Origin of the sequence: Empedobacter brevis (assembly GCF_965118635.1) — a bacterium.
Classification (GTDB): Bacteria; Bacteroidota; Bacteroidia; order Flavobacteriales; family Weeksellaceae; genus Empedobacter; species Empedobacter brevis_A.
On the sequence record NZ_CBCPHV010000013.1, the window covers coordinates 1 to 17,329 of the forward strand.

The 17,329-nt window shown below is 28.4% G+C and carries 13 protein-coding genes; 1 reads left to right on the top strand and 12 read right to left on the bottom strand.

Going from position 1 to position 17,329, the window contains the following annotated elements:
* Positions 1-479 precede the first annotated feature (479 nt).
* The 7 genes from ACMHJW_RS12835 to ACMHJW_RS12865 form a co-directional block, all read right to left on the bottom strand.
* Positions 480-2,171, bottom strand: coding sequence for a helix-turn-helix domain-containing protein (locus ACMHJW_RS12835; protein ID WP_413533814.1), 1,692 nt, complete (start codon positions 2,169-2,171; stop codon positions 480-482).
* A gap of 362 nt (positions 2,172-2,533) precedes the next feature.
* Positions 2,534-3,727: an AbiH family protein gene (locus ACMHJW_RS12840; RefSeq protein WP_280038131.1), complete on the bottom strand. Its 1,194-nt coding sequence runs from the start codon at positions 3,725-3,727 to the stop codon at positions 2,534-2,536.
* A 20-nt stretch (positions 3,728-3,747) separates the two neighbouring features.
* On the bottom strand, positions 3,748-4,944 hold the full coding sequence (locus ACMHJW_RS12845; protein WP_413533815.1) for a GIY-YIG nuclease family protein: 1,197 nt from the start codon (positions 4,942-4,944) through the stop codon (positions 3,748-3,750).
* Complete coding sequence (locus tag ACMHJW_RS12850; protein ID WP_413533816.1) at positions 4,937-6,931, bottom strand: DEAD/DEAH box helicase; 1,995 nt, start codon at positions 6,929-6,931, stop codon at positions 4,937-4,939. The genes ACMHJW_RS12845 and ACMHJW_RS12850 overlap by 8 nt, the downstream gene beginning before the upstream one ends.
* Positions 6,932-6,955: 24 nt before the next feature.
* Positions 6,956-8,071: a Fic family protein gene (locus tag ACMHJW_RS12855; RefSeq protein WP_413533817.1), complete on the bottom strand. Its 1,116-nt coding sequence runs from the start codon at positions 8,069-8,071 to the stop codon at positions 6,956-6,958.
* Between the two features lie 391 nt (positions 8,072-8,462).
* Positions 8,463-10,151 carry a hypothetical protein gene (locus ACMHJW_RS12860; RefSeq protein WP_413533818.1) on the bottom strand — a complete coding sequence of 563 codons (1,689 nt, stop codon included), beginning with the start codon at positions 10,149-10,151 and terminating at the stop codon, positions 8,463-8,465.
* A 9-nt stretch (positions 10,152-10,160) separates the two neighbouring features.
* Positions 10,161-12,863 (bottom strand): class I SAM-dependent DNA methyltransferase, encoded by a 2,703-nt coding sequence (locus tag ACMHJW_RS12865; RefSeq protein ID WP_413533819.1) that lies wholly within the window; start codon positions 12,861-12,863, stop codon positions 10,161-10,163.
* Positions 12,864-13,022: 159 nt separating this feature from the next.
* Here ACMHJW_RS12865 and ACMHJW_RS12870 point away from each other — a divergent pair, with 159 nt between their 5' ends.
* Positions 13,023-13,391 (top strand): hypothetical protein, encoded by a 369-nt coding sequence (locus ACMHJW_RS12870; protein WP_280038140.1) that lies wholly within the window; start codon positions 13,023-13,025, stop codon positions 13,389-13,391.
* Positions 13,392-13,432: 41 nt separating this feature from the next.
* On the opposite strand, the gene ACMHJW_RS12875 is transcribed toward ACMHJW_RS12870, so the two are convergent.
* From ACMHJW_RS12875 to ACMHJW_RS12895, 5 genes are all read right to left on the bottom strand, one after another.
* Entirely contained in the window at positions 13,433-13,984 is a 552-nt protein-coding gene (locus tag ACMHJW_RS12875) for a hypothetical protein (protein WP_280038142.1), read from the bottom strand.
* A gap of 133 nt (positions 13,985-14,117) precedes the next feature.
* The gene (locus tag ACMHJW_RS12880; protein WP_280038144.1) at positions 14,118-14,723 is read right to left on the bottom strand and encodes an ATPase; all 606 of its coding nucleotides are present in this window, start codon (positions 14,721-14,723) and stop codon (positions 14,118-14,120) included.
* Positions 14,724-14,738: 15 nt separating this feature from the next.
* Complete coding sequence (locus ACMHJW_RS12885; RefSeq protein ID WP_413533820.1) at positions 14,739-15,599, bottom strand: transcriptional regulator; 861 nt, start codon at positions 15,597-15,599, stop codon at positions 14,739-14,741.
* 448 nt (positions 15,600-16,047) lie between these two features.
* Positions 16,048-16,320 (bottom strand): helix-turn-helix domain-containing protein, encoded by a 273-nt coding sequence (locus ACMHJW_RS12890; protein WP_413533821.1) that lies wholly within the window; start codon positions 16,318-16,320, stop codon positions 16,048-16,050.
* A 180-nt stretch (positions 16,321-16,500) separates the two neighbouring features.
* On the bottom strand, positions 16,501-17,316 hold the full coding sequence (locus ACMHJW_RS12895; RefSeq protein WP_413533822.1) for an RteC domain-containing protein: 816 nt from the start codon (positions 17,314-17,316) through the stop codon (positions 16,501-16,503).
* Positions 17,317-17,329: the final 13 nt, after the last annotated feature.

Here is a 17,329-nt window from a genome sequence, read left to right on the forward strand (position 1 = left end):
ATGACACTAAAAATAAACCTAACGGAGTAAATCTTTAGCACAAAAATGATTGTTGCGATACTATCATACTTCAACAAGGGCAAAAAACGATTTTGTTAATCTTGGATTTTGTTTTGAAAACGTAAGGCGGCTATTTTACATAATGTGATTATAGTGGGCTTGACCCCGATAGCCCGTAGGTGACTATAATGCCACATTATGTAAACATAGCTTTGATGGGCGGCTGGGTTTCGAGTTTTGGTTGATGAGTTTTAAGTTTTTTTGTTGTTGTTGGCAAATGAAAATAATCCCCAACTGAATAAAAATTTAGTTGGGGAATTCTAATATTTAAAACAATATAATTAGTTTATCATCTTAGTACATTATTAGATTGATCTTGGTACCAAAATATACATATATAAATCGTTTAAGCCTATTTATCTTTAGAATCACGCCTATAATATGTATATTATCTTGGTACCATTAAAATAATTTGTATTCTATTTTAAACGTACACCTCCAAGAAATAATTTTCCTTTGTTAGATGTTTTGTAACGTTGATATTTTGAATTAGGTTTATCAGGAAGTGTCCTCTCTATCAAGTCTTCAGCCAATAATCTACCTAAATATCTTTCTCTAAAAGATTGTTTATTCGAATATCCCATTTTATTTAAAATCTCATCTAAAGGAAGAGGGTCTAAACAAAGAAATAATATCTGTAATAAGTACATATTCTTTTTAGGTATAATCTTGGTACCTTTTTCATCCCATCTTGGTACCTCTTTCCATTTATCCTCGGTAAACTGTTTGTTTACTGCCCAATCTAAATTTTGCATCTTGATACCTTCTTCATCCCATCTTGATACTAAATTAAAAATTACATCAGATTGTTCAATTCCCTCTATCTCATCGGATAAAGGTATATGACTTAGATGTTCTTCATTTATATAATTATATGATTCAATACCTAAGAATTCAAGTAAACTATTCGAAAAAGGTGATAAATCTCTTTGTAGCAGAGGAATCTCTGTTTTAAAGATATTATCTTCAAAGAATATAGGTACAGCACCTTTAGCATATTCCGCTAAAAATTTAGCTATGTTTCTGACCCCTGATCCAATTTCGTCAGTCCATCCGAATGCAGTAAAGAATTTTCTAATATTTGGATTTTTAGCAAAAGGAGAAAAATTTTGAATATCCAATGCTCCGGTAAAAGTTGCTTTATTTGGATTTGTCGCTATTACTTTGTTTTTAAGGATAATAATTTCAGTAGGATGATTATTAGTATACTCTCTATGAACAATTACATTCCCAACTAATTCACGAAATATATTTTCTCTTAAACTTATTCTTTGCCCATTTTCATCAATATAAAATCTCTCTTCTAAATGTTTACGAATAAATTCCATTAAATATAAATACGTATCAATTAGATTTGTTCTCAATGGTGGAGTTATTCTATCATCCCATCGGTCTGTATTATCACGTCTTACCATTGCTTCAACTTTGTAAGCTGGTAATAAACTCTGGATGGTCTCATCTCTCCCAAAAATAAGCGCAGCTGCTAACGTGAAACCTTCTTCTCCTGTTTTAAAATCCTTACGATATAATGATGAACTTCTAAGAATATCTAAAGGTTCCATATTAATCCAAGGATGTGATGGATTAGAAGTTTTAATTAAACTTTTAGCTTTTTCAAAAAGCGAAAGATCTAAGTCTTCAAATTTTAAATACTCATAAATTTCACCTTCCGTGAAAATTTGTCTTTTACGAAAATATATTTCATTTTTTTGAGTATCATCAATTATTTTGATATCAGCTTCATCAACTCTATCATATATATCATTATTATAAAAATGAACTTGAGAACTTACAGCTAATTTTATAATGATGATATTCTTCCCCTTATAGTTGTAACTAATTGGAGAAATTGTAATAGGTGGATTTATTGTGGATGGATTATTTACAGTAGTTGTAAGTGTTGTAATAAAATTACTAATTTTATCTTCTGGAATACCAAGTATATCTCCATTATCTTCAACCCCTGCAAGTATTACCCCACCTTCTTTATTTAGAAATGAACATATCGTATCATAAATTGCTTTAGGTACTTTTCCATCTTCACATCTTTTAAATTCAATACGGGTACCTTCCCCTTTGGCTAGTATATTTTCAATTTCTTGGTTTGTCATTATTTACAAAATTACATTAACAATCATCAATTTAAAATCTTATAATATAAAAGAAACAAAAGGTTATTAACATGTTGTTAATTGTCTTGATATAAATCTATTGAACATTTATTTAATAAAATATTATTCTAAAAATAATTCCTCTGTTTCTTATGTTAACATAGCTTTGGTGGGGCGGCTGTCTACGAGTTGTGAGTTTTGATTGATGAGTTTTAAGTTTTTTTGGTTGTTGGCTTTATAGTGATTAGTAGTTAGTGAATAGTAATTAGTTTATGATTATAAAACTTATTGTAAATGGGTTTTATAAGAAGATCATTCTCATCGAATTGGCAAGCAAATAAATATGCTTTAATAAATCAATCTTATCTTACTTTCCCAATCTTAGGTTTAGGTATATAATTTAAATTCATACTTAACTCTGTTGAATCATTTTCTGAAAAAATTAGTTTATCATTTTTCATATAAGCATCTACTTTTTCTGGACTTAATATATCAATTAGATTTACCAATAACTTCCCTTTTGAGCTTTGATTTCTAATGATTATGATAACTTTTCTTTCATAGGAATCATCATCTAAAAGAGTAAATATTTCCTTTAAATATACTGCGTCAGATGAATCTAATGAATGTCCCCAAATGAATACATAAAAATCATCATTTTTATTATTCGTCCCTATAAACTTATAATCAGTTGAATAATTTAGTTTTTGATATAATTTAGTAAAGGGTATAAAGTATTTTTTATCTTCTATATCTTTATCCAAACTATCAATTCCTAAAACAATAGAATGATATTCACCGATTTTGCCATGAATATGTCTTGTAAAATTCTTTTCATATACTTTATCAAAAGTTTGGGTATAATTAAAAGTATAATGTTCATTAATATTTCTAACTATATCCTCATTAATCTTATATTTATTAATCTCATAAAAGGGAGTGACAAAACAATCAAAATACATATTGAAAATTAATTTAAACTTTTCAAGCTCTGAAATTAATAGTTTTACAATTCTATCAATATCTAAATAACTCAGACTGTTTTTACAAATCAAATAAGTATCATTAATCCAAAATCTTAAACCAGTATGGAGGAAACTGTCAAAATTTAATATATTAAGCTTTAGAAGTGTAACTTTTACTAATTCATTACCATTAAGATATCTTTGAAAAAGATGATTATTTGCTAAATTTCCTGAAAAATATTTTATTGGAAAAATTTCAGAATTAAATGCCTTAATAAAAGATTGTATTATTTGAATAACATTTAGTATCTCATTTTCAAAATCTATCCAAGTTAAATCACTTTTAATTTCTTTAAAATGTTTATACCAAATATTATCATTTAAAAGCTCTTTTAACTTTCGTATCTTTTCTATGTTTAAATCAAATTGATTATCACTTTGAATATCTTTATAAACGGTATTAAAAATTTTCTCAAAATCAAACTCATTTGATTCGTCTACAACCCCTAATATATCAATAAAATTATTATATGAAGTTGGTAATTCATGATGTAAATCAAATCCATTTCCAGTAACTAATATTTTTTTCATCTTTTAATTCAGAATAAAAATTATTTTAACTTTATTGATTGAGAATCATTATCATACTTATAATTAACAATAGTTCCGTTAATTAATAAATTAATTGCTTCTTGAATTATAGGCAATGGCACTACAAACCATTCTCTTGGATTAATTCTTTCACCATTGTTATATATATCTAAATCAAGGCAAACATTGCCAAAAAAGCGATGTAAAAGACTTTCAAATTTATGTATGTTGACATTCGCTATTTCGCAAGAATAAACTTCTTCTACTTCATCAAATAAATAAGTCGATGATTTTGAAGCATTTTTAATTCTTTCTTTGACACTTATTGTGCTTAAACCAATTTTGTATAAATCATTTATTGAAGCTATTTCAGGATTCTTTGATTTTGATTTTAAGATGTATATCCATCCTGAAGAGATATCATCTTGATGATCAACTCCTGCATTTTTGAATAATTCTTTTTCACCACCATCAATCACATCAGTAATTAATTTTCCGTTTTTTTGAATTGCTTTTCCTAATGACCGAAACAACATATTTGAAATAGTTCCATTCTCAAAAATTGTAACTGTTCTACCTTCTAAACGAATTCTATCACCTGAAGTATTTTCTTTTAAAACTTTTTCAGCTTTAGAAACTTCTAAATAAGCTAAAAGACCGTCAACTAAATAAAAATTACCTTCTTTAAGATTAGTTTCAGCATTTCTAAATTCTTTGAATTTTCTTTTTCCTTCTTTTAATTCCTGATGAACTTGTTTGAACATCATTTCATATTTAGTAAATTCTTTTTCAGGAATTGATGAACGCTGTGCGATATAATCAGCTTTATCTCTTGTAGGTTCTTTAGGAACATAATTAAAATCAAAAATAGAAGAATCACCATCAGTATCTAATAAACCTAACTCATCATCAGCTAAAATATCTTCCAATGATTCTATTTTTGGTTCATAATCGCCTAATAAATTGTATCGATCAAAAGCTTTTAATACACCTTTTTTGTTATCATTTGTTCTTAATTCTTTTAATCTAGAAGATAAAGTATATTCAGACATAGAGCTATTCGAAGGCTCTCTTTTATTCGTTTCATAAAAGGAATTGATCTCTTCAAATGCTTCAATTAACCGATCTTCATCTGTTTTTATATAATTCTGAGGTTGGTTTGAATTTAGTAAACCCAAATCATCATCATCAAAAATATCGTCTAATGTTTTAGCCATTTTGTGCTTTTTTACGTTTAGCATCTTGAATGAACAACAAAGCCTGAGCTAATCTTTGCTCTTTTGGATCATAAGATTGAATACTTGGTTTATCTCCAGTATGTTTAACCCATTCTTTGATTTTAGGCCATAAAATAACAGCTTCTTCCTCAGTCATATCAATTTTGGTCACATTAATTGTGTCCTGAATCGATTTTAAAACAGAAGTTGTTACGTTTTTTGAAAGAATCTCGAATGCTTTTTGGAATGGGTTGATTGTATCAATCAAATCAATCTTAATATTATCTATATTCACAAAGCTTCCAGCCATTTTAATGAATTTTTTTGAACCTTGCTCTTCAACTTCTCCATTTTTAATGACAGAATCAACCACTACATATTGACGAACTGCTTCCACATCTTCTTCACTTAGATCAGGATAAACTTCACGAATAATACGAGGTATTAAAACTGTATTAATTACTTCAGGTTCTATATTTCCTGGCATAGCCTTAATCATTGTGTCATCTTGAAGAATACGAGCCTTTAGATCATTTAAATCACTTTCAATAATATCTTTCGCTCGTTGAGATTTAGGTTTCTTAAAGCCTTTAATTTTGATTGTATTTTCATCGTCATTTTCTAAATCATCCTCTTCATCATCGTCCATTGGTTTGAATTTGAAGTTAGGCGCTAATACTTGCTCCATTAATAAAGAAGCTGTAATTGCTTTTAGCATATTGTTTACCGACAATTTCACATCCTCTTGCATTGCATCTGGTTGTGCAATTAGATTTGTAAACTGAGCATGCGTTTTATTGTTACTATCTCGTGTAGCACGACCAATAATTTGAATAATCTCCGTTAATGAACCTCTGTATCCAATTGTTAAAGCATGCTGACAAAACGGCCAATCAAAACCCTCTTTTGCCATTCCTAAAGCAATAATCATATCGATATCTTCAGGAGTTTTTACTCCGCGTAAATAAGCTGTTATTTTATCACGCTCTTTTTGATTATCATTTACTAAATCTGCGATTTTTAAGATTCTACCAGATCTTTTACTCTTTACATATAACACACCCGTTTCCGTATCTTGGTATTCTAACTCGCCAATGCAATCAATGATGTGATTTACCTCTTCCAATTTCTCTTTTGAAGATTCAGCCGAATTTACACTTGGTATATGAATAATAGTTTTAAGATTTTCATCTAAAATCTCTTCTAATGCAGACATTCCTCTTTCATCGTCATGTTTATAGTATCTCCCACGATAGAAATGATAGCCTATTCCTAAAGATTTTAAATATTCATATCCATTTAATTGATCGTAATAATTATATGTTACTTTGATAAACTTTTCTTCATCCTCTGGTAATAATACAGGTACGCTGTCTCCTCTAAAATAAGAACCTGTCATTGCTATAATATGTGCATTTGACTTTTGCATTAAGTTACGCAATACGTTTCCTAATTTATTATCCCCATCAGCTGATACGTGGTGAAACTCATCAATCGCGACTAAACAATCGTTAAAATCTGTTTCAGTTAAACCCTCGAATGCAAAACGTAATGTAGCGTGTGTACAAATTAAGATCTTTTCATCTGATTGCATAAAGTCTTTGAATGCTTGAACTTTACTTGTATCACTTCCAGGAGAACATAAATTATACTTTAGATTTAAGTCCCAATCAGCAAAGAATCCATATTTTGAAAGTTCAGTTGGAGCAAAAGAATTACCAATGGATCTTTCTGGAACTGCAACAATTACTTTTTTTATACCTTGATTAATTAATTTATCTAAAGCTAAAAACATCAAAGCTCTTGATTTTCCTGAAGCAGGAGGAGCTTTTAATAATAAGTACTGTGCAGAACGAGCTTCAAATGCTTTTTCTTGCATTTCACGCATTCCATATTCATTTGTAGATTTACTTTGTCCAGTTTGTTTATAATTAACATTAACTAGATTAATTGGTTGTTTATAGTTGTTTGTTGTATTGGTTTCCATATTTGTTGAATAGAGTATTTTGTTTTACACGCGTACTAATTGCATTAAAGGTTCGAAAGAATAAAGGGCCGCTCTTCTACCAGCAGCTTTTTCTCTTAAAACCAAGTATCCATTTTCTTCTAATTTTTTAATAATCAGAACAGCAGTAGCATTTGGGATTTTCGTTGTATTTACAAACTTATTATTTCTAAACACAGGATATGTAAAAATAAAATCTAAAATTTCCATATTCCATTTGGATGATAACAAATCAGAAAATTCAACTTTAGTTGCTTCATATAAATTCTTTATACTTTCAGCAATTTCTAAATTACGGATAGCTTGACTTTCAACAGCATTTAAAAAGAACTTTATCCATTGATTCCAATCATTTGAACGAGAAACCTCTCTCATCTGTTCAATATATTCATCTTTATTTTCTTCGAAATAACCACTAATATAAAAATGAGGTTGAGAAAGAATTTTTTCTTGCCATAAATTTAGCGTTATTAGCATACGACCAATTCGACCATTTCCATCTTTAAACGGATGTAATGCTTCAAATTCTAAATGCATTATTGCTGTTTTAATTAAAGGCGGTAGATCGGAAGTTTTGATATACTCAAAAAGATTCTCTAAACCTTGATCTAAGTTTTCGGGATTAATTGGTATAAACTGAATTTCTTTTTTGCGGGTATCTGCTAAATAATTTTGCTCTTTTTTAAATTCTCCTGGTGATTTGTTTGCACCTCTACCTAAATATAAAAGTTGTTGATGCATTTGTTTGATAAAACTTATAGAAAAACTATATCCACTTTCTAAAGCACTTTGTGCATTCTTTAAAGCACGTTGATATAAAATAGTCTCTATAACATCAGCTTTAGCATTCGGATTATCTTGTCCTTCATTATCAGCTTCATATAACATAATTTCATCCATTGTACTTATTGTACCTTCGATACGAGAAGAAATTACAGCTTCTTGATTTCTTAAAGGAGCTAATAAAATTTCTGTATTATGTAAATTTTTTAGCATCTGATCAAATCGTGCAAGAGCATCCGTAGCACTTACAAGTTCCTGTATAAAAGATGCATAATTTATATTTTGTGGAGGAAAATTATTGTAATGATATTTAACTGCATTATCTATATTAAAGTCCATAGAATATTATTTGTTTACAAATTTAGTCTAATTATTGTTTACAAATGTATTTGATTACAATTTTTTTTGTGAATTAACTACTCAAAAATATTTGATTACAAAAAATGTAAACAAAATTTATTGCTTACAATTTATAAATAAAAGTTGTAAACAAATTTTGTTGCTTACAACTTCTGTAAACAAAATGAATAGATTACAATTTGTCTTTATATTTTGTAAACAAAATATAATCCATTATTTCTTCTTCCCTTTTTTCTCTTTTGCAAACAAAGTTTATTTCGTTGTCATTTCGTCATAGAGTTTGAAAAGATACTTTAATCGCTCTTCTTCTAAATGAAGCGAAGCCAAACGGTTATTAGATCACAAAATTAAATTTGATTTATAGAATTATTTATGCTTTTTTTAATTGTAGTGAATTGATAATCTCTCTAAATCTTGAACTCATCTTATCATTATATCCTTTCGCTTTTGCTTCTCTCATTACATATTTATTAAAAGGAAGTAATTTATTTTGTTCAGATTTTTTGGTTTCTATTATATAGTTATCAATAAGATCGTTCAGAATAATTGTACCATCATTAAAATAATCCTCTAGCTTAATTAAGATTTCAAGGGGTAGCATTATAAAATCTTTGATTAAATAATCTTCAGAAATTACTCTATCTTTCTTTAATAAACTAAATCTATTGTTTAGTAAATATCTTACACCTTCAATATCAAAACTAGAATCTTGATAAATTACTATAGGATAAACATTCAATTTATCTAATACTTCAAAATTATCATATTCATTAAGAATAGTAGATAATTTATTTTCAATGACATTTAATAATTGAGTAATTCCTTTAGGTTTATCCTTTTTTTTATCTGATGTGGTAAGTTCAAATTTTTGTAATATTTCATTATTAATTCTTTCCAAATCACCACAATGTTTAACATTAGCATTTAGCATAACATCTTTAAATTCGAAAAGAAATATATTTTTTCCTTTCCTAATATAAAAATCAGGCTCTCCATCTCTTAAATGCTTTTTCAATTCTTCACCTTCAATAAGTTTTTTATAATTATTAGAAAAGCAACCTTTCATAATTTCATAAAAAAGATATTTTTCTGTAAAACGCTCTCCAATTAATTGTTTTAATTGGGGGTAATTCTTAATTTTATTATCATTTCTACTAATCAAAATTGAAACTAAATCAAATAAAAAACTTTGGAACAATTTATCTATGAAAAACTTAGATGAAATAATACTATATAGATTATTACCGTTGTTATAAACAGGTTTACTTCTTAGTCCACTAAAATCTGGTTTTCGTCTAAAGTTTTTAATATCAACACTCATTGAATCTAAAAACTTTTTACCATCATGATAAGTATTTGGATTTATTTGTATCAAATTTGAAGCTCCATCTTCATTAGTAACATTTTTGAGATAAGTATTCAAGATGAAAATTAAATAATCTTCCCATTTTTCAATTTTATTTTCTTCTAGGAATGCTTTTAAATATTCTCTAAATTCAGGATCTTCTTTACAGAAAATCATAAAGTAATAAAATCGTATAAATTCAACTCTATAATCTTTAGGAAATATTATATCATTTATTTTTAATTGCTCTGGTAAATGATGTAAAACTTGAGATTCAGGATCTTTAATTTTTAATAAATCTTGAGATGAATACTTAATTCTTTCATCACAACAAATTAAATAAGCAATAAATAAATTAGAAAAATCATCTTTTGATTCAAGTACTTCTACATCATTATCATTGTGATTTTCTAAAATATATTCAATCAGAATAAGTATGGCAGTCTTATCTATGAATTGATAATCACTTATTTCATTATTTATAAACTCTAAAATTATATGCTGTAATTTTTTGTTCATATTAAATAAAAGAGGAATAAGAAAATGAAATTCATCTTGATTATTTGTCTGTAAATCTTTTTTTAATAATAAATAAGATAGCCATCTAATAGCACTTTTCGAAGGTATTATTTTAATTAACTCTTTTAGATTGTCATTCCCATTAGGAAATATGCAAGAATATGTAATTTGCCTTTTTACTATTAAACGCTCCATTTTTTTATGTTATTTCTTCTTTACTGTCTTTCTAGGTTTCGCAAACAAAGTTTCTTTCGTTGTCATTTCGTCATAGAGTTTGAACAGATACTCTAATCGTTCTTCGTCTGAATGGAAAGGTGCTAAACGATAAATTTGTTCTATTGCCAAATCCAATTCTTTGTGCGCTTGTTCTAGTCCACTTGGCATTGTTTCAGGGTTATATAACCACGCCATTGTTTTCTCGGGATATTTGGAACGTTCGTCTAATATTGCAAATACATATTGGTTAATGGTTTCTTTTTTCTTTTCGCTTAATGTAGGAAATGGAAATGTATTGTAACAAAGTTTTGCAGAATAACGGTAACGTGTTTCTAATTTTCCACCTACAGCATCTACCCAAATCATGTGCATTTTGGAGTGGAGTACGCCGAATAACCAAGGTTGAGCGTCGTAAATAGCTAAAGCTGAATTTAAAATAATAGTTTCTTTTGGTAAAAAACCTAAGGGTATATATTCTCTTCTTTCTGATGAAGTAGAGGGAACAATTATCGCAGATTCTATTGCAGTATTTCTATCTCTAAATTGATGTGCTCGTAGTGCTAATTTATTTGTTCCTTTATCTTTACTTGACAAACGGTGATTTCTACTTTTCTCAATCTTATTTTTTATAAAATCAATTTTTAGTATATCGTCTAAATCTTCATCTTCAATCCAAAAACAATATCTATTAATTCCATTTATAAATTCTGTTGAACCAACTAATCTTCTAATATATTTTTCTGAATTTGGATAATTAAAAATTAAATTATTTTTTTCTTCTTCATCTAAAATTAATCCACCTCCATCATTTGGCATATTACCAAAGTTCATTCTCATAAAACCAGCTATTGATTTCATTCTTTCAGTAATAATGATATTAGGAGCATCTAATAAATAGGCATTAATATTTTTAACTTGTTTAGCTATTGATTCTGTAAAAATATATTTCGGTGAATTGGAAATATTTCTTAAACCGACAATAATTACTGTTACCCCCGCATTACCTTTGGCATTGTTTACCCATTTAAATGATTGATAAGCAAAAGAAATTTCTAAGGAATCTCGTAATATTTTATCCCATAATAAAGCAACTTGCTGACCTTGTGAAATAGAATTTGTAGATACAAATGCTAATTGAGCGTTAATACCTTCAATAAATTTTGAACCTTTATAAAGCCAAATGGATATATAGTCTAAATCCTTAAATTTTTTAAAAGAATTAAAAACTAATTCCATATCTGATTTTTGTTCAGCGTCTTGAATTCTTGCTCCTAAATAAGGCGGATTTCCAATAATGTATATTTCGTCGTTTGCTTCTTTCGGACAAGCTATTTCCCAGGCAATACGAGCCGCATTACCAGCAGTTATATTTCCGCTTTCTTTCAGTGGTAAAATAGGATTTGATTTACCGTAATCCAATAATTCCAACTCAAATACCTGATTCATTTGGTGTTCGGCTAACCAAAGCGAAAGTATCGCCATTTCGTGTGCAAAATCTTTGATCTCTATTCCGTAGAATTGGGACAATTTGATTTCAGAAAAATAAATTTTACGTTGTGTTGCATTCAGATCCAATAATTCTTTGATAATCTGAATTTCGAGATTTCGTAATTCTTTGTACGTAATAATCAAGAAATTTCCACTACCACAGGCAGGATCGAAAAATTTAATTTTTCCTAATCTGTCCAATAAAGCCTCTAATCCTTTTATTTTTCCTTTATTTTTTTCGAATTCTTCGTACAATTCATCCAAGAATAAAGGTTTGATTAACTTCAGAATATTGACAACCGAAGTATAATGCATTCCCAAATTATTACGTTCGGCTGGATCTGCAACTGCCTGAATCATCGAACCAAAAATATCAGGATTAATTTCGGACCAATCTAATTCGCCAGAATCCAAAAGAATTTGACGTGCTTTAGCCGAAAATTTAGGACACTGAATATCATCACGAAATAAACCACCATTTACATACGGAAATTTATCAAAATGAAGTTCAAAACTTCCCTTTCCATCAGGTGTATTTAACTTTTTGAAAAGTGTCGTTAAAAATAAATCAACATCAGAACCATCTTTTTTGGTGTTATTTGCAAGTGTTTCTGTAAAAATACTTTTCACTTCAAAAATCCCCGTATCCTCTGCAAAAAAACAAAACAATAATCGTGATAAAAAGATATTCAACTGATGACTTCCTTGCGCTATCCAGTCAGGATTATCAACCACCAAAATATCATATAATTCTCCTAATTTATAGGCAGCATCACGATCTAATTTATTGTCATTGCTAACTCGGTAAATCTCTGCACCAGAAAGCGGTAAGAAAAAATCTGTCTGTTCGCCTAACTGTTCTATCGGGAACTCTTTATTATTTCCTAATTTGGTATCAACAGCTAAGACATCTTTAAAATCGGTTACAACAATAAAACGAGGTTTTTGTTTCTTGATTTTTTCATCTTTTGCCAACTCATCAATCAGGTTCAAAAGATTAGCCTCTTTTTCTACTTTGAAAAATATTTTCCCTTTGTAAAACAATTCACCATCTACCTTAGAAAGATTATAATCACCTTTTTTAAGACGTGTAATTGTTGTTTTTGACAACCCAAAAGATGATAAGAAATCGTAAATAAAGTTTTCTTGCTCAATATTTTGAGATAAAGTATGTAGATTTTGTTGAATTTCTGTTTTTTTCATTGAAAGTTAGTTGGGGCTTTAGTTTTCTTGAATTGTAAATTTACGGAATTATTTAGTAAAAATATTTAAATTGTAAAATAGCAATATATGTTTGAAGAAAATTATTATTTTAGATGTAATAATTAATTTTATTCATTAATACATATAATATTAATACAAATGCTAGATAAATTCTTTAAAGTAAATCTTCCTTATGGATTAATTAAAAATGAGCAAAACGAATGGGCAGTTTTTAATAGAGAGTATCAACCTTTAGGTTTTACTATTCGTGAAAAAGGGAGTGTATCACAAGGCTCTTTTGACCATTTACCTATTCACACAAAATATAATCGTTTAACAGAAAAACTTTTATTAGAAATAACTTTTGATGTTGAAAAAGGAATTAAAAGAAATGATAATGGAGAGATTTACCAAGTTTTCTTATATAATGACGGAACTAATCCTGTAAATATTGATGAGAAAAAATTGTGGGATGATTACTTCAAACGATTAAAGAAATTATGTAAGCTTTCTTTGAAAGAGTATTAATAAAAAAACCTCAATTAATAATTCAATTGAGGTTTAATCTTCTATTGCTTTCCTACGATAGGATTTAAACGATTTCTTAATTCATTTTCTAATACAGGAACAATCCAATTGTAATTATTTACGTCAATTTTTACTGCTGAAATACGAAAAACTTCATATGATAGATTATGCCTAGCTTTTAATTTCATTGCAAAAGTTGTTTTCTCAATAGGTTTGTATATATGTTCATGTATTCTTTTACCTACTGATCTTGATTTCCCGATATACAAAGGAATCCATTCTTGATTACTATCAGTCAATTCTTTTAGCCTTTTTTTACGAACATTTGGAACAAATCTTCTTAAGAATTCTTCATCACACCAACGTTTTGTAAAATCATTTTTCCAATCATTAATATCTTCAAAAAAACCATTGTTTTTAATTTCAAACATATATAAGCCTTTAAAATTAAACTCTTTAAAATCTAATTCTCGGTTTGAAAAATCTTCGAATTTAAAGGTTTCTATTTCTTGAAATTGTATTTCATCCATCATTGCTTTTAAATCGAGATCTAAAGCTGTTAATTTATTGTCAAGTTCTTTTAATTTATCCATTTTGTTAAGTTGTATTCGAATTATTATTTAAAGATAAACAGAGAATTATGATTCTCTAAAATTATTTTATATTCTGCTTTTGCACTTCGACTAGACCCTTCGACAAGTTCAGGATGACAGTTGAAGGATCTCATCAGCTTCTCTTATCCTTTCTGTCTGGTGGGATGGCGAGAACATTCATCATTTTACGGAGACGAGAACGAACACGTTCTGTATAGTATTTTTCGATTTCGGAAGCGGAGAGATTTGTTGTTAAATGAGTTTTGTATCCATAATCCATGAACAAGTCATAACGACTAAGAAGGATTTCTTGCATAACGTTACATTCGTTTCCGAAGTATTTGATGTTATTTTCTGTTCCTAAATCATCAAAGCAAATACTACATTTTTGGAATTCGTTAGGTAAACCTTTTGTGTATTTTTCGATAACATCGAAACCTCTGCGTAGGAATTCGAAATTGACATCACGACAGGTGATGTAATAAAATTTATGTTCTTTAGCTAAGATGAACTGCATTAGCCTAAACCATGTTGTTTTACCTACGCCCATTGGTCCAGTTAAAAGAATTCCTTTGTTCAGGTCTAAATCTAATTCTTTACACTTCGCCTCATCTTTAAAGAAATAAGCTGCTAAGCGTACGATGTATGATAAATCTTCTTTTTGAAGTGTATAATTAGGGCCATATTTTTTACGCCCTAATTGCTCGAAGTGATATAGAAATTTTTGGTAATTGATCATTGCTTTATGTTTTTGTTATAATGGTTCGTCGTAACGTTTGTTGATTGATGTATCTAATGGTTTTTGCACACCGAAACTTGGTGGATTCGTTTTGGTGTAACGATCAGCATTAATCATCCAATTATTTGCAGCTGCTTTCCAATTTATCATTTTGGTTTTCCCACCGACTAACCAACCATTGGACTCGAAGTAGTAATAAAATTTTTCACCCTCTACTGTATTTTGATACTTCTCTTGGAAAAAAGCAATGACCTCATCTAATGTTGGAATTGTACCTTTTTCTTTTTTGGCGGAACTTTTTTCTTTTTGGTTCATTTCGATTTTATCAGTAGACTGATTTCTAGTTACGTTATTTTTTTCTTTTTCATTAAAAATTAATGAAGGGATTTGTGCTTGCGAACACAAGCTCTGCTTGTGGTTTATATGTTTGTTGTTTATATGTTTTATAAAAGGCTCGATACCTTTTTCTATGGCTGTATTGGTATCTGTTTTAATAGCTCTATCATTTTTTACTTCAGTTTGTTTTTTATCCGTTGTCATAGGTTGAGTATTTTTTTTACTGCTTATTCTTGAAAATTGAGCTGAATTTGTAAAATCGATTAAGTACACTTTACTCCCTAAAAATGGATTGTACGATGGTTCGTAAATAATATACCCATTGTTATGTAAAATTTTCATTGAACGGTGATAGGTACTCTTTGACATAATTTTACTTAGACGCATAATTTCGTCTCGAATCACAATAATTGGATTAGAGAATTGCTGCCTGTTCCAAGTATTGAATAAGGCTAAATAAATTGAGATTTGACTTGGAGACATCTCATGGTCTCCTTGTACTTTTTGAAAGAAAAATGATAAGTGTTTGATGTAATTCATATTATTAGTTTTTAGATGTTAATATTGGATGTTAGATATTAGATATTAGATTTGAGATGTTAGTGTGATGAGATCCTGAAAGAAGTTCAGGATGACAGGTTTTATCTTCTTTTTGGATTGATAAAAAAGAACCAAAAAATCAATTTTATTATATTCTATATGTTCTTTTTTCCTTGATGAAAAAAGAAACCAAAAAAATCAAGACTTAGATTTTCGACGGTCAATCATCATTTCGCTACTCTAAAATGTTTAAATCACTCCCTTCGGTCGGTAAACATTTTTCCGTTTCGCTCAATGGATTGACACTCGCCTGCTAATCTCATGTCTTTTAAAGTTGAATGTGTTATATGGTTTAGTATTAATAGGAAAATAAAAGGCAGGGTTATTACTTTTTGAATCGTAATTAAACCTGCCTAACCTAAACCAACTAACCAAATGAAAAATATCTTTAAAGTAACCTACTTACTTTATTCTGTTCGAGTAAATTATCTATATCTTCTACGTCATAGTAATACACTTTACCAATGCGTGAGAATGTAATTTGATTATTTATTCTCATTTTTTTGAGTGTAGAATTTGAGATACCTAATTGTTCGCACACATCTTTGGTACGTAACCATTTGTGTTTGATGTTATGCTCTAAATAATCTTTAAGATCAGTACAAATCAAATTTGTGATTTGTTGAATGTCTTCTGGATGAATACGTTTACATTTTTTCATTTGTGTCAGGCTTAATTTTTTACTGAAACAAAGTTGAAGAAGTTGAAAATATATTTTTCTATAGTAGAACTCAAGTAGAGAAAGATTTTTTTATAAATTTATTTTATCCCTTTATTCATAAGGTATTTTAAAAACAAAAAAAACCGTAACAAGTAGCTACGGTTATAGAATATTAAATTATTAGTAAGAATTGAATTTGTCCTCTAATTTACTTTTAAACAAATCAATGTATTTTAGTTGATTTCCTTTTTTCGCTTTAATATCGTTGAGTTGAGTATGGAAATTTTTAAGTTCAATGCTGAATATTTTTTCAAATAATTCGATTAATTGATTTAGTTCGACTTCCCCTTTATTAACAGAGTCTGATAAATAAATACCATAAATTAATATAATTAAATTAACTTTAGTATCCGTCCATTTTAAATTAGATGATATTATAGAGTTTGGATTTTTTAACTGGTACAATCTTTCATCAATATATTTAATTAATGCTTTTATAGCATTTCGTTTACCTATAATTTCTGAAATAGAATTGATGGCATAGCTCTCGTTTGATGCAAAAATAAAATTGTTCTTTCTCCATTTGTAATGCCCACGAAGAAAGAATTTTTCTTCATCTTCTACTAAATTAAAGTATGATAACATTTGAACTTCGTGATCCTGTAAAGTCTTTAAACTTTCTCTTTTTTTTTGTAGAAGTTCTACTTCTTGTTCATCTGTAATACAAAATGATAACTTTTTAGCTTCTAAATTCTGTATTGATTTAAAGTAATGAAGCTTTTCATATATTTTGGGATATTCTTTTTTAAAAAAATAAACTTCTGTGTCGGATGAACTAAATTCATGAGAACACAAGATGTTTTGAGTTTCATCTAAAAACTCAGTAATTAATCTAATCGCAATTTTAGCTCCAGTTATTGGATCATTGCTTTTAAATATTATTTCAGCTAATTTACTCTCAAAATTGCCAAAATTAGAAATCAAATTCTTACCCATAAAAATTTTGGTT

Bases quoted from the DNA above. Each gene is read 5' to 3' on its own strand.
- ACMHJW_RS12835 (WP_413533814.1), bottom strand. From the start codon at position 2,171: ATGACAAACCAAGAAATTGAAAATATACTAGCCAAAGGGGAAGGTACC.
- ACMHJW_RS12840 (WP_280038131.1), bottom strand. From the start codon at position 3,727: ATGAAAAAAATATTAGTTACTGGAAATGGATTTGATTTACATCATGAA.
- ACMHJW_RS12845 (WP_413533815.1), bottom strand. From the start codon at position 4,944: ATGGCTAAAACATTAGACGATATTTTTGATGATGATGATTTGGGTTTA.
- ACMHJW_RS12850 (WP_413533816.1), bottom strand. From the start codon at position 6,931: ATGGAAACCAATACAACAAACAACTATAAACAACCAATTAATCTAGTT.
- ACMHJW_RS12855 (WP_413533817.1), bottom strand. From the start codon at position 8,071: ATGGACTTTAATATAGATAATGCAGTTAAATATCATTACAATAATTTT.
- ACMHJW_RS12860 (WP_413533818.1), bottom strand. From the start codon at position 10,151: ATGGAGCGTTTAATAGTAAAAAGGCAAATTACATATTCTTGCATATTT.
- ACMHJW_RS12865 (WP_413533819.1), bottom strand. From the start codon at position 12,863: ATGAAAAAAACAGAAATTCAACAAAATCTACATACTTTATCTCAAAAT.
- ACMHJW_RS12870 (WP_280038140.1), top strand. From the start codon at position 13,023: ATGCTAGATAAATTCTTTAAAGTAAATCTTCCTTATGGATTAATTAAA.
- ACMHJW_RS12875 (WP_280038142.1), bottom strand. From the start codon at position 13,984: ATGGATAAATTAAAAGAACTTGACAATAAATTAACAGCTTTAGATCTC.
- ACMHJW_RS12880 (WP_280038144.1), bottom strand. From the start codon at position 14,723: ATGATCAATTACCAAAAATTTCTATATCACTTCGAGCAATTAGGGCGT.
- ACMHJW_RS12885 (WP_413533820.1), bottom strand. From the start codon at position 15,599: ATGAATTACATCAAACACTTATCATTTTTCTTTCAAAAAGTACAAGGA.
- ACMHJW_RS12890 (WP_413533821.1), bottom strand. From the start codon at position 16,320: ATGAAAAAATGTAAACGTATTCATCCAGAAGACATTCAACAAATCACA.
- ACMHJW_RS12895 (WP_413533822.1), bottom strand. From the start codon at position 17,316: ATGGGTAAGAATTTGATTTCTAATTTTGGCAATTTTGAGAGTAAATTA.